The sequence below is a fragment of the Leptothoe sp. LEGE 181152 genome, assembly GCF_032906605.1.
GTDB lineage: Bacteria > Cyanobacteriota > Cyanobacteriia > Phormidesmidales > Phormidesmidaceae > Leptothoe > Leptothoe turfae.
Genome location: NZ_JASATU010000058.1, coordinates 185043 through 199399, shown reverse-complemented (window position 1 = coordinate 199399; position 14357 = coordinate 185043). Strand labels below are relative to the sequence as shown.

Here is a 14357-nt window from a genome sequence, read left to right as displayed (position 1 = left end):
AAGTTGAGTTTCGTCGGTTTCCGTAGGTCTGTCATGGCTGGGAGGTTTTGCGTGGAAAATATGCGATCGCAATGGTATTTTGCTACTAAGCTAGCTGCTGTAGCTTTATTGGGTGGTTTACTCACACCGACGACAGCTAACGCCCAAATTGTGCCCGACAATACCCTCAGTGATGAAGCCAGTGTTGTCACTCCCGATACGCTTATTCGGGGAGAAAACGGAGACTTGATTGAAGGGGGAGCCGCCCGAGGTGACGATCTCTTCCACAGCTTTGAAGACTTTAATGTCAATGACCTCCAGCGGGTGTACTTTGCTAATCCAGCGGGGATTGACTCTATTTTTAGTCGGGTCACTGGCAACAGTATTTCGGAGATTTTAGGCACCCTGGGTGTGGATGGTGATGCCGATCTATTTTTCCTCAATCCCAACGGCATTGTTTTTGGCGAAGATGCGCAGTTAGACATTAGCGGATCATTTTTTGCCACCACTGCCGACGGTTTTGAATGGGGTGAAGGGCTAGTGTACAGCGCCACTAATCCCACTGCGCCACCTTTGTTGGCCGTAACGCTGACGCCAGGGCTACAAATCAGTGCCGCACAGCGGGCCATTGAAAATCGCGGCAGTCTTTCAGTGGGTCAAGACTTAACGTTAGCTACAGGAGATTTGACCCTGACCGGTGCACTATTGGCTGGAGAAAATCTGAGGTTATTAGCGACCGACACGCTGGAGATACGGGATAGCCAGACTCAGTCTTTTATTGCATCCGCTGATGATACCTTGTTACTACAAGGCGATAGCTTAGTAGATATTTTTGCCCTTGCGCACCCCGATAGTGGACTGTTTTCAGGGGCAGATATGATACTACGCTCAGATAATACGGTCATTGGAGATACCCATTATTTTTCCGGTGGTTCATTCAGAATTGAACGACTAGATGGGACTGTGGGTGATCTAACGAGCCCTAACGATCCCGTGATTCTGGCTGTGGGTGATATTGCTATTGGTGACTATCAAGACGGCGCATCTTTACATGTTTTAGCCGGTGGCAGTGTGATTTTGGGGAATGTGGTCATCAATCAACCCGGCTCCGTTGATGACACCATTGGTCCTAACAGTACTAATCCTCTTTTTCGAGCTCTGTCCAACATCACGTTGAGCAATGGCAATACAATTGTTATCGATGGATCAGCAAAACCGACCCTAGATGTTCGGGCTGGAATTGATTGGAGTCAAGTGCCAGGGTTCCCAGGAGGGTCTGTCGAGACTCCACCGGGTTCTATTGGTCCCACATTAAATCCCACACCCAATGGCAGTCTGATTTTAATTGGCAATGTGGATGCCAGCCGAGAGAATGCAGCTGTCTTTGAAAATTCTAGTGTCTTTATTACCAATCAATTCAATCGTAACGATGCCCTACCTAGGGACGCTGTCACAAGTAGTATCTCCATCGGTAATATTGATACATCTACTAGCCAAAATCAAACGACCGAAATTGTTCAGGCTGGTGATGTTGCTATTGATGCCTTTGGCAATGTTAGTACCCGCAACATAAATGCATTTGTTGCTGAAGGTAGCGAAGGCATTGCAGGGGCGATCTCTATTCGTAGTGGAACTGGTTCGATCGATACAACGGCCAATGGAGATCCGAACGAAGGAACACTTTTGAGCTCAGCTGGGCGAGGATTTGCTAACTTTATCAGTTTAGAAGCGGCTGGTGATATTGATGTAGGTAACTTGCAAACGTTCACTAATGGCCTATTTGAAAATGGCACATTTAGGGGAATTCCTGTCGTAGATATTCTCAATGACCCTTCATCTGATATTCCCTCAGGGCTGGCTGGCAGTATTGCCGTACAGAGTGGCGGTAGAGTACGGATAGGGGATAATAATGCCATTAACACCCGTGGCATTGATGGTGCAGATGGTGGTAGCGTCAGCATCCGTAGCAATGAGATTCTATTAGATAATGGATTGATTATTTCAGATACGTCTCCATTTCCTCAAGAAAATAACAATATCGGCGCATTGGGGACATCGCAGGCAGGTAATATCTTGTTGGAAACGCAGGCCCTCAGGCTAATTAATGGCGCAGAAGTTTTGACCCGTTCTTTCAATGGTGGTGCTGCGGGTGATGTTGTAGTCCGCCCCATTAATCCGAACCAACCATCGTTTGTGTTTATTGATGGTACTGTTGACATTGAAACAGACCCCACTACGGGAGCCTTTGTGAATGGAGGATTTTCGAGTGGATTATTTTCAACAGCAGAAGAAATCTCCAGGGCAACTGAACGGGGGGAAGTTAGAATAACCACTGATGTTTTAACCATTCAAAATGGTGGCGTGATTAATGCCCGTACCCGCAGTGACAATGATGCACCTGGCAGTAATGTATTGATTGATGTCAACAACTTGAACCTGTTGCGTGGTGGTCAAGTCCTTGCCGTAACCTTTGGTAATGGTGCTGCGGGGGATATTGATGTTGATGCTAACAATAGGGTCAATATTTCTGGTTTTGACAGGACCTTTAATCAACGGCAGGCGGACATGTTTAGGGCTCAATTTATCCGAGCTGCCGCTGCTGGCTTAGGGGCTGAAGAAGCCTATCGCGAAGCTCTGGATGCTACCGACTTCACCATTGATCCAGTAGCCGCATCCAGTGGCATATATGCTAATAACCGCCTAAATTTTGGTGTTCAGGCAGTGGGTAATGCCATTGTTCTTGAACCTACCACCCTGGGTCCTGGTTTACCAGGGGATGTGAATATCACAGCTCCGAATATTACCCTGGCTGATAGTGGACAGATTTCAACCAGTACTGCCCGCTCAGCCCGTAGCGGTGATGTCAACTTAACAACTCAAGTATTGCAACTGATAGACGGTGGTCGTGTAGCTGCCCAGACCTTTGGTCGTGGCATTGGCGGCAATATCCGAGTGAGGCCACTAAATGTGAATCAACCGTCTCGCATCGTAGTGGATGGTGTAGCACCGGTTCAAACTGAAAATTTTACGGTGAATGGTGCGACTTTTGTACGACCCTTTGGTGGTTCTTCCAGTGGGCTAGTGGCATCAACAGAAGATCAGGATATCTTCTACCTAGAAAATCCGTTTGTGCAAATACGAAACAATCTGTCATCTGAGATTGATGGCATTAACTCCACAACAGGTGACGGTGGCAGCATTTTAATTGAAGCCATTGATACCGTTGAAATTCTCAATGGAGGCGTTTTAACGGCTCGTTCCCGTAGTCGGGCTGATGGTGGGGATATTATCATCCGTGGTGCTGAAACCGTAAGTCTAAGAGACGGAGGGCAGATCATTGTTGGTGCTTTAGATTATCGTCGAGGTGCTGCTGGGGATCTGATCATTGATGCGACATCTGACATTGAAATTGTCGGTGAGGATGAGGACTTTCTTTCTCGTAAAATAGCATTTGAAACCGGCTACCAGGCCTATCTTGAGGTTTTATTTAATAACACTCTTTTGATCACGGGACAGACTGGTAATGCTGCTCTGATTGCTCAGGAAAGGGCACCGATTGCGGCTGCATTTAATGCGGATCCCATTAGGGCCAATAGTGCCCTAATTGCTCAGGCAGGTATCAACAGTAGGGAGAGTGGTGATATTCGATTAACAACGGAAGGGTCTTTACGCTTAAGAGATTCTGGGCAGATTGCTTCAGATACCTTTGGCCTCGGAGCTGCTGGTGATATTTTGCTAAATATTTCTGGTGATGTAGAGCTTTCTGAATTAAGTCGAATTTCTAGTCAAGTGCAGTCTAGGGGCGGGACAGAGGCATTTTTACTGATAAACGGAGATGAAGCTCAACGTCCTGTGCCGCTTACTGAGCAAAATCAAATTGTTATTAATAACGCTCGTAATATATCTCTTCAATCTGGCAGTGTGATTGCAGCAGGTACCTTTGGTCGAGGGGATGTCGGCACAATTCAGATCGCGACCACGGACAGTGTCGAACTAGATGGTGGCAGCACCATTCGAGGTAGTGTAGAAACCGGTGGGATTGGAGATGGTGGTGATATTAATGTGAATAGTCGCCGCCTTAGTTTAACTAATGGTGGTCAAATTCAATCGGGTGTTTTTAGGGAGCAAGAAATTAATGGGGTGTTGACCCCTGGTGGGCGAGGTGAGGGGGGAAGCATTAATATCAATGCTACAGATGTCACTATTGATGGCTTTGGTGAAAATCGTAGTGGATTGTTTGTAAGTACAGAACGTGGTGCTGTCGGTTCTGCTGGTACGATTCGAATCGGATCTACGGAAAACCCAACTGAAAATCTGAGGGTCACCAACTTTGGGATTATTAATGCAGCTACTAGTAATGGCAGCGACGCGGGAGGTATAGAACTAAATGTTGGTACACTTCGATTAGAAAACAGTGGACTTGTATCAGTCGATGGTACTCCTCTTGGTTCAGCAACTAATAGCCCTGGCAATCCAGGCAACATCGATATCTTTGCCGATAATGTTGGTTTATTTCAAGGTGGAAAGATTCAGGCGACAACGGCATCCATTGAAGACAGCGGTAATATTAACTTAACCATTGAAGGAGCTTTGGTGTTAGATGGTACCCAAACTTCTAGTAATCCGTCGGGTAGCTGTCTCACCTGTAACCTAATTTCTACTGAAGCCTTTGGTATCGGGGCTACAGGAGGCAATATTAGGATTCTTACCAATTCAGTGGCGGGTAATCTTTTTGAAAACAGCGATATTGTTGCTAATGCCCAGGGGCCTGGTGGTTCAGTTGATTTGTTAGCCAACAACTCCCTGGGCATATTTATCGGCTCAAGACCCCTGAGGGAAATATTCACCTTGCGCAGTGGCCGATCTTTGCAAAGTGATTTAGATGCGAGTTCTGAACTAACGGTCGATGACGGTACTGTGGCGACCGGCGAACAGCAAGATCTGCCTGAAGTGACTATTCCAGACATTGTTGATCCGACTGATCTGGTTGATCGTCGATGTGATCTGCTGGCCAGACAACAAAGTAATACCAGTGAGTTTACGGTGACAGGCAGGGGTGGCCTGCCCTTTACCCCCGATGAACAGCTTGAGGGCAGTGACCTGCTAGAAGACTTGGGTCCTTTGGGCAGCCCCCTAGATGAAATACCCGATGGCTCTGAAGGTGATGATGTGTCGGCCATACCGCCCGTGCCGGAGATTATTGCTGAGCCCCAAGGTTGGACCATGACTGAAGATGGTCAGCTCCTCCTATACGGTAGCGCCGAGAATGCTCAATCTCTTTTGAGTGCTAGCTGTCAAGCATCGACGTCTTAGGGATATGGGGTGACCACAAGGGGTATCCCTACGAGTTTTCTGCTTTGTCTGACTTCCTTGCTCTTTTCTCCAACTGTCTCCATGTTTTCCCGTTCCCTTCGTTTTTGCATAACGCTTTGTCTCACGGTGCTGCTCTGTGTTACCGTCATCCCTGCCAGGGCAAATTTGACGACGGCAGAGCTGATCAAGCGGGGCCAAACTGCCTATGGCCTGGGGCAATATCAGTCTGCAGTAGACCTTTGGCAACAGGTAACTCAGCAAGGAACAGCGCTAGAGCAGGCTAGTGGTTTGAGTAATTTGGGGCTGGCCTACCTGCAGTTGGGGGACTATGACGGAGCAGCGGCAGTAATTGCTGAGGCGCTAGATTATCTGGAGTCAGACCCCCAATCTAACCAACAGCAGCGTATCTTAGCTCAGGTGTTGAGTGCCCAAGGCAAGCTATATATGGCCCAGGGACAACTCAATGATGCGTTGGCGGTGCAGAGACAGGCAACGACTGCCTATGAAGCCGTTGGGGATGAAGCTGGGGTGTTGCGATCGCAACTCAACCAAGCCCAAATTCTCAGAGTGCAGGGCTACTATCACCAAACCCTAATTCAGCTAGAATCGATTGCCACCGATGTTGAGGCCCTCCCCGATTCATCGCTAAAAGCAGCAGGGCTAAGACAGCTGGGCAATGCCTTGCTGCTTAACGGTGACACCCAAGGGGCCGTTGCCCGTTTGCAGCAGAGTCTGGAAGTCTCTAAAGCCATTGACTCGGCCACCGAGACAACGGGGGCATTGTTAAGTTTGGGCAATGCTGATCAGGCTAAGTCAGCCAACTATTATCAGCAGGCTGCTGCGGTTGCACCAACAACGTCCCTGCGTCTACAGGCTCAAGTGAACTTAATAGGTCTTTGGATTAAGGCCGGTAATTTTCAGGCAGCGCGAGACCTGTTGCCAGTAGTTGCCTCAGATTTAAAAGAGCTACCCCAAGGGCGTAACGCCATTACCATTCGACTCAATCTGGCCAACAGTTTGGTTAAGGCCAATGGCGCGGTTTGGGAAAACCGGAAGACCGCTCAGCTATTGGCCGAGACGCTGCAACAGGCACACCATCTCAACGACCAGCAAGGCCAATCCTATGGTTTGGGCTATTTAGGGCAGTTGTATGAATCTCAACAACAGTGGAAAAATGCCGCTAAGGTGACCCAACAGGCGCTGGCCTTAGCCCAGGGCAGTGGGGCCGACATTGCCCTATATCAGTGGCAGTGGCAGCTGGGACGGATTCTCGAAGCCCAGGGGAATATTGACGGTGCGATCGCGGCTTACACCCAAGCGTTGGAAAGTTTACAAAAACTCAGGGTGGATTTGATTGCCGCCAGCCCAGATGTGCGCTTTTCATTTCGAGAGGAGATTGAACCTGTTTATCGACAGCTGGTCGATCTGTTGCTTAAAGCAGATACCGCCAGCACCCAAGATAAAGAGAATAAGCTCCAGCAGGCTCGTAATGTACTTGAATCTTTGCAGGTGGCAGAACTGGTGAACTTTTTTCGGGCTGATTGTGTTGTGACCCAGACCGTAGATATTGAGCAGGTGAGCAGCAAGGCGGCTGTCATCTATCCCATTGTGCTAGACGATCGGGTCGAAGTGGTTTTTCGATTGCCAGGGCAGTCCTTAAACCATCGCTCTGCCATGGTTGCAAAAGAGCGGGTCCTTAATACCTTGTCTCGGTTACAACGCTCGATTTCCTATCCGGGGGTGGATTTGCGATCGCGATCGCGCAATGCCCGTTTTGAAGTAGTGGCAGATCAGCCACTCACATTTATAACACCGGCCCAGCAGCTGTATGACTGGTTGATTCGCCCCATTGAAGCCGATTTAGCTACCGCCGATATAGACGTACTGGTCTTTGTGCTAGATAGTGCTCTGCGCAATGTGCCCATGTCGGTGCTGCACGATGGCAATCAATACCTGATCGAACGCTATCCCATTGCCCTCACACCGGGGCTGCAATTAATTGACCCTGAACCCCTGGCCAATCGAAATATTCGAGCGTTAGTGGCAGGACTGTCTGATTCTGTCGGAGAGTTTCCCCCCTTGCCCAACGTGGATGCTGAGATTGAAGCCATTCAGGCTCAAGTGCCCAGTGAAGTATTGCTGAATCAATCCTTTGTTGAGCCAAATTTTGCCAGCAAATTGACCACGGGTAGAGGTTCGGTGGTGCATTTGGCCACCCACGGTGAGTTTAGTTCAGAACTAGAAGACACCTTTGTTTTAGCCTGGGATGGCCCCTTAAATGCCAATCAGTTAAGTGCGCTGTTGCAATCGGGGGAAATTAGCCGAGACGAAACCATTGAGCTGTTGATCCTGAGCGCTTGTGAAACCGCCACAGGGGACGATCGTGCCGCCCTGGGGTTGGCGGGGGTAGCGATTCGCTCAGGGGCAAGAAGTACCCTGGCCACCCTATGGCTCGTAGATGACCGTGGGACGTCGGAGTTAATGGGTAGTCTGTATGGTGAATTAACCTCCACCAATCTTTCCAAAGCTGAAATTCTTCAGAGAGCACAGCTTAAATTGTTAAATAACGAAGACTATCAGCATCCATATTTTTGGGCCCCCTTTGTGCTCATCGGCAACTGGTTGTAGGCTCATGTATAAGCTCTATTCACCTGCTTACGTCCTGTTCTTACGTCCTGTATAGAGACTGGCATCATGGGCTCCGCTCCTTCCCTTAAGCGTCGTCATTTTCTTCAGTTTGCTGGGGCTACCTTAGCCACCATGGGGTTAAGTCAGCTGGACTTTCTGACCCAGGCAGAGGGGTATGGTCAAGCGCTGGGGCAGAGCACCCCCCGCAAGCTGGCAATGTTGGTGGGCATCAATGACTATCCGTTTGCGTCGGGTAATTTACGGGGCTGTTTGACCGATGTTGAGCTGCAGTATGAGCTACTGGTCAATCGCTTTGGCTTTAATCCCAGGGATATTGTGCGGGTAACGTCTGGGGGGGCATTATTGCCCACCCGTGAGACTATTTTACGGGTCTTTAAAGAACATTTAATCGATCAGGCTCAACCGGGCGATATAGTGGTTTTCCATTATTCTGGCCATGGTTCACGGGTTAGCGATCGCAATCCGCTTGATCCTGATAACCCCTTAATTGGCACCCTGGTACCGATGGATGCCAGCCAAGATGGCCAGATGGTAAATCACATCACCAGTCGCACGTTATTTTTGTTAATGGAGGCCATCCGCACCGACAATTTAACAATGGTTTTAGATAGTTGTTATTCCGGTGGTGGCTTTCGGGGAAATACCTTGGTGCGTGCGGCTCCCATGGGTGCCAATTTAGATGGGAAAGACCTGATAGCTAATGACGCGGAATATGCTTATCAGCAAGCGTTAATGGCAGAATTGGAGCTGTCATTTGATGAGTTTCAACAACGGCGTCATCAAGGCATTGCCAAGGGCATTGCCCTCGGTTCAGCCAGTCGTAATGAAACGGCGTTGGACATGGCCTTTAATGGCTTTTATGCTGGGGCATTTACCTATCTGCTGACCCGATATCTGTGGCAATTGCCCAGCAGCACTCCGGCGTCGGTGGTACAGGCCAATCTGATTCGCAGTACCGCCGCTGCTGCCCGTCAGCAAGACCATGGTCAGGTGCCTCAATTTGAAGCCGCCCCTGGCAGTGGTAATGAACACCAACCTCTATACTTTGTAGGTCCCGTATCTCCAACCGCAGAAGCCGTTATCACTAACATTACCCGCACGTCTGCAGGCAATCAGGTGGAGTTCTGGCTGGGGGGGGTCTCACCGCAATACTTGGAGACACCGGGAGATAACGCCATATTTACGGTGCTTGACAATGGTGTACCCGTTGGAGAGATTGTTCAGGCATCACGCACGGGGCTGCTGGCTAACGGCAACCCCATGGGGGATATGGCCTTGCAACCGGGGATGTTGCTGCGTGAAAAATTAGTGGGCTTACCCTCTAACCCGGTGCTTAAAATTGGTGTAGATCGGTCTTTAGGGAATGAAGTCAGTGCCACTGTCTCTGCTTTAAACCAGGCGCTACTCTCCCAAACCAATATCAGCCGCATCAAGGCACAGGCGGTAAATGAGGCAACGGCCTTTGATTTTTTAATTGGCCGCATGACAGATGCTGATGCTCAACAACTGCGGCAGGAGTTGGGTAGTGGAGTTGAGATTCCGCCTGTGGGTGCGATCGCTCTATTGCGCCCATCTAATTTAGAACCGGTGCCAGCCTCCTATGGTCGGGTGAACGAGACGGCAACAGCAGCGGTGAGCCGATTAAAACCCATGCTCAAGCGATTGCTGGCTAACATTATTCTGAAGTCCCTGGCATCCACATCCCCAGAGCTAGACGTCAGCGGAGAGATTTTTACAGTCAGTAGCAATGGTCCCTCTTTACCGATTGTTGCGCGAAGCGGTTCGCGTAATGCCTTGACCCGTATTCAGCCGTTTAGGGCTAACGAAGAACTAAAAATTCGGATGGAGAACCGACATTATAGCCAGGCGTTGTTTCTTAGCTGTATTGCCATTAGCAGCGCAGGTGAAATGACAGTTGTGTATCCGGTTGACTGGAATGCACCAGATGATGCAGCCCGCATTGATCCCAACAGTGCGTTAGAGATTCCCCGCCCTGAGGATCGCGTTCGGTTTCAAGTGAGTGGGGCAGGCTATGTGGAATTGTTGACATTGGTCAGCACGCGCTCGCTGCGCAATGCCTTAAGGGGGTTACAATCCATCGCTCGGGGGCGGGGCACAAGCCGTGGCTATTTATCGATGGATGCGGATGAGAGTTTAGGGGTGATCACCGAACTGCTCGGGGATATTAACAGCATGTCTCGTGGCGGTGACGCCAGACTGTTTGCAGAGAGTTTAGATGAAGAAACAACAGCGGTAGACAATGGGACAATTGCTGTTTTTTCAACAATTATTGAGGTAACTGATGATATTAGTTAATAATATGGACCAGTGCGCCAGCATAAACACCCAAAGATGAAGGAATATTATGCGAAATCCTGATGGGATAGTGCCCGTTATTGAAGGGCATCCACAAGGGAGTGCCCCTACGGGATTGTCCATTTTTAATTGGGCTTAATGAATTTGGATTTGGTATTATTCACTATCCGAAGTAATGACTTTAATGGTCAGCTTACGTGGAGATTCTTCATTCTCTTCAGATTGTTGTTGGGGTGGAGACAACATCATCCGGCTCCACATCACTAGCACAGTACTAAACACGAAGATTGGTAACATGGGAAGTATGGTGGTTGAAGGACTATTGGGCTTTCCAAAAACTTTTCGACGGACGACCTATGACCTGTTATAGAAAATGCCGCCCTGCATGGCTGATGCCAGTTTTGAGTTTTGTTATTGTCAACTGACTTTCATGCCAGCTATGTGTGGCACATCGTATAGTTTGTTGAGTTGCTCTATGACTTGTTTTGCCTGAGGTTGTTGGCCCGTCGCATTTAAATACCACAGTGCATCCAGGTAATATTCGATGGCGATATCTGGATGATGGGTCATTTCGGCAATATTAGCGATTTCACAGAGAATCGTTGCCATGCGACCCTGAGTAGCACTATCCGGTGCTTCCAAAGACCCATAGGCTTCTAATGATGCCCTAAAGGATGCCAGGGCAAAGAGATAATACCGTTGAGCGTGATAGATTTTACCCATCATCCCCAGAACAATTGCAGCGCAATACTGCCCCTGCTGATGGTCAATATCCGCAAGAATGTCGCTGAGTTGTAAACCCCGATCAAGCACGTGAAGCGCTATTTGGTGCTTATATTGATGGCTGTGGCGCAGGCCTAAACGACAGAGTCGTAGAATTTCGATCTTTAAGCGCACAGGCAGTGACGGATTGGATGTTGCTGTTGGAGAGGCGTCTAGTTCGGCGTCTAGTTCACAGTTAAGTTGGTTGAGGCGCTCAGTTACCTGGGTCACTGCCATCTCGTCATGATCCCGTTGAAAGGCTTCGATTGCATTGAGGTAATCGAGGCAGGCCTGATCCAAATTCCCGAACTGAATATGCAAATAACCCAGGGTTTGATGGTAGCGACCGTCTAAATACATGGGGTAGATGTCCTATCGAGAGTCACATCTATGTATTATTCTGGTGCGCCCCAGGTTATACAGATCTCGCAGATCCCATTTAGGCTTTGTCAGCATTACATTACAATGCTCCGGCAAAATCCATGGCTAGTTGTCTTTCAAAATCAGCAAAGTTAGCTGATGGCTGTCTATTTTTGGAATAGTATCCAGGAAAAATGCGCATACAGTAGATGGTTCAAGCACATTTAAGGTCAAGCTATCGTTGTAGCCATTGAGGGTACTCCAGGTTGAAGCCGCTTCCACGTTAGTTTTTTGATTGATAAAACGTCCGCCATAGATCCAGAGAATAACGCTAGGTTCTCCAACCCTAGGGCTATTGTTTATGTTTTGCGGATCAAGGGTGAGAATGTAACAACCCGGTGTTAGGGGAATACGATTGGCTGTAGATTGAAGCGCTGATATTTGGTTTTCGTCAAACGTATAGGTATGCTCCTGGCTATCAACGGTTAAGCGTTGGTGACAGGTTTTAGTCTTACTAAAAGGAGCAATGGGGACTTCAGCATTATGGCCTCCGTTTGTCTGATTTGGGCTAGACGAAAAGACGGGGGCAACGGGGGGAATAGCTTGGGAGATCGGGGGTTCCGCTAACGCTTCTGGCTGGGGTGTGGCCACTGGTGAGCGAGCGACATGGATATCGACATCGGGTTCACTGGCATCCGGTTCACTGACATCGGGTTCACTGGCATCGGGTTCACTGACATCCGGTTCGCTGGCATCGGGTTCACTGGCATCCGGTTCACTGGCATCCGGTTCACTGTCCTGATCTGAGGCATCTTGCATTATTGCCCCGGCGACTAAGCCAGCAGCGGCAGCTCCAGCCCCGAGACCTGCTAAGGGTAAGGGGCTGGCATCGGCACTGATATCATCGTGCTCAGGTGTTAACGTTGGTTCTTCTGGTGCTGGTGCAATCACCTCCGGGACTGGCTCAGGGAATGGCTCAGGGACTGGGTCGGGCTGGGGGGGACAGGGAACGCGGGTATGGAGTGAGCGACCCAGGGAAATCCATTGATTGTTAGCGTCTTCGTAGCCGAGTTCTGCCAGGTAGTCGCGATCGCACTTCTCCACTGGCAGCAGCATTGAGGCTCCATCACCGTCAAAAACACCCTCAGTGACCGAATGACTATCAACACTGTGGGGGGCTTGATGATCTAGGTCAATACCCGTAGCGTCGTAGATTTTCACTTGAGGAGAATAGGCCTCATTAGTCAATAATGCCCTCTGTTGCTCTTCTGCCATGGGCCAACGAACAGAGACCGCTTCGGAGGACTCTGGCTCAATGGACAACCACTCAATTGGAGCAATACCAGGCACTTCAGGCGCTGACTCTTCTTGTTCAGCATTGGTATCTTGCACTAAGGCAGCAGCTCCAAGGCCAGCCAAAGCTGCTGCCCCCAGACCTGCCGTCGTCAGAGAACTGAGGTCTGCGCCATCATCCATTGCCTTTGTTGTTTCCGACGCATCAGGCATTGCAGATGATGCTTCATCGGTTTGATTAAGTGCATGAGGAGCAACAGATTCCCCTACACCTTCAGCATTGACAACAGAATCCGATGCTATGGTTGGGACTTCAGCATCAGGCACTGCGTTGATGCTGCCGGGTATTTCCGTCTCTTGATCCGGCAGATCTGCCAAATGGGTCAGTTCAGGAGTTACGTCAGGAGCCTCAATGGCTTCATTATGGATATTCGATTCTGAATCATCAGGAACTACGATATCGGTATCGTCTATTTCTGAGTCAGGATCTGTTGCTCGATCTTCAATTGGATGAGCAAGAGCCGCTGCTCCCAAGCCTGCACCTGCTAGGCCAGCCAGGTTAATGTCTGACTCAACAGGTTCATTGCCCGGCTCTGTGGCTGGCTCTGGTGTTGGTGATTTAGCGAAGGCAGGATCGGATGATGAGGGCAGTGGCTCTTGAAAAACTGGTGCTTCATCTGTTACGTCAGGGGGTGGGAGCGGTGTTTCTGAAGGTAATGGATCTGGCAGCGAGGGTTCAGCATTGTCCCAGTCTCGCAGGGCGTGGTCAGATACTTCAGGTTGTTGCTGATCTCGACGTAGCCAAAATAGAAGAGGTAATCCTAAAAGGGGCAGAGCCAACCACCCCCAAGAGAAAGGCCTGATGGCTCTCTCAGGCGTGACGTCACTATCTGGGGAAGGAATCAAAGCAATGTCGTCGGATGAGCTATCTGTCGCAGGCCCTTGTACTGTGTCTTGTACTGTGGGTTCTTCTGCCTCCGCTGGTTCTTCTAGATCTTCTGGTTTGGCCGTTTCCGTAGGCTCTCCTGACTCTGGGGTCGATGTTTCGGTAACACGACCCTCAAATGCACGATTCTCTGGTGCACGATTCTCTGGAAGTGAGCTGGGCTCAACTAACGTAACTGCCTCCTCAACAGTGTCTTGATTAGCCGGGTCTTCAACAAAATCCAGGAAGGGTCTCGCTGCATCAGAGGGTGTAGGGCCATCGTATACATAGGCTAGATCACCGTCCCCAATAGGAACGGACACCAATCCTTTTTCGATTTCTTCTTCCGTTAGAGGCCGATCAACAATGGCCAAGTCAATATCACCAGATTGCACGGCCTCTAACGCGTCCTGAGTCTCACGGGAGGAAATCTCGACATTAGAGCCAGGTACCTGTGCCAAAAATTCTGTTCCCAAAGCCGTATTTAACGGATCGATGTTTCTGGCACTACTGATGTGAACTAAAGGAAGCTCAGGAACATCTGAGGCCCTAGCTGTTTTCGATGGCTTATCGGGAATATAAGCTCCCCAGTCCGATGCCCATGCAGGCCTGCCCATCTCCATTGGCAACCCCATTGACAACGCTGACATTGAGACAACAGTCAGCGTCATTAGAACAGGGCGTCTGAAGTTCACAGCCCTATGGGCATCATCGCTATGGCGATACGGTATATGCCGGGATTTTTGGGGAGCAACCATGG

General features: G+C 49.4%; 6 protein-coding genes. 3 read left to right on the top strand and 3 right to left on the bottom strand.

The window, feature by feature from the left end:
- Nucleotides 1-33: 33 nt before the first annotated feature.
- The 3 genes from QGP82_RS26555 (at nt 34) to QGP82_RS26545 (ending at nt 10257) form a co-directional block, all read left to right on the top strand.
- On the top strand, nt 34-5292 hold the full coding sequence (locus tag QGP82_RS26555) for a two-partner secretion domain-containing protein (protein WP_499061534.1): 5259 nt from the start codon (nt 34-36) through the stop codon (nt 5290-5292).
- A gap of 81 nt (nt 5293-5373) precedes the next feature.
- Nucleotides 5374-7920, top strand: a complete 2547-nt coding sequence (locus QGP82_RS26550; RefSeq protein ID WP_499061533.1) for a CHAT domain-containing protein — start codon at nt 5374-5376, stop codon at nt 7918-7920.
- A gap of 66 nt (nt 7921-7986) precedes the next feature.
- Entirely contained in the window at nt 7987-10257 is a 2271-nt protein-coding gene (locus QGP82_RS26545; RefSeq protein ID WP_499061532.1) for a caspase family protein, read from the top strand.
- A gap of 156 nt (nt 10258-10413) precedes the next feature.
- On the opposite strand, the gene QGP82_RS26540 is transcribed toward QGP82_RS26545, so the two are convergent.
- The 3 genes from QGP82_RS26540 to QGP82_RS26530 all read right to left on the bottom strand — a co-directional run bounded on the left by QGP82_RS26540 (nt 10414) and on the right by QGP82_RS26530 (nt 14355).
- Nucleotides 10414-10554, bottom strand: coding sequence for a hypothetical protein (locus tag QGP82_RS26540; RefSeq protein ID WP_163659476.1), 141 nt, complete (start codon nt 10552-10554; stop codon nt 10414-10416).
- A 120-nt stretch (nt 10555-10674) separates the two neighbouring features.
- Entirely contained in the window at nt 10675-11379 is a 705-nt protein-coding gene (locus QGP82_RS26535; RefSeq protein WP_499061531.1) for a hypothetical protein, read from the bottom strand.
- A 126-nt stretch (nt 11380-11505) separates the two neighbouring features.
- Entirely contained in the window at nt 11506-14355 is a 2850-nt protein-coding gene (locus tag QGP82_RS26530) for a DUF4912 domain-containing protein (RefSeq protein WP_499061530.1), read from the bottom strand.
- Between the last annotated feature and the right edge of the window lie 2 nt (nt 14356-14357).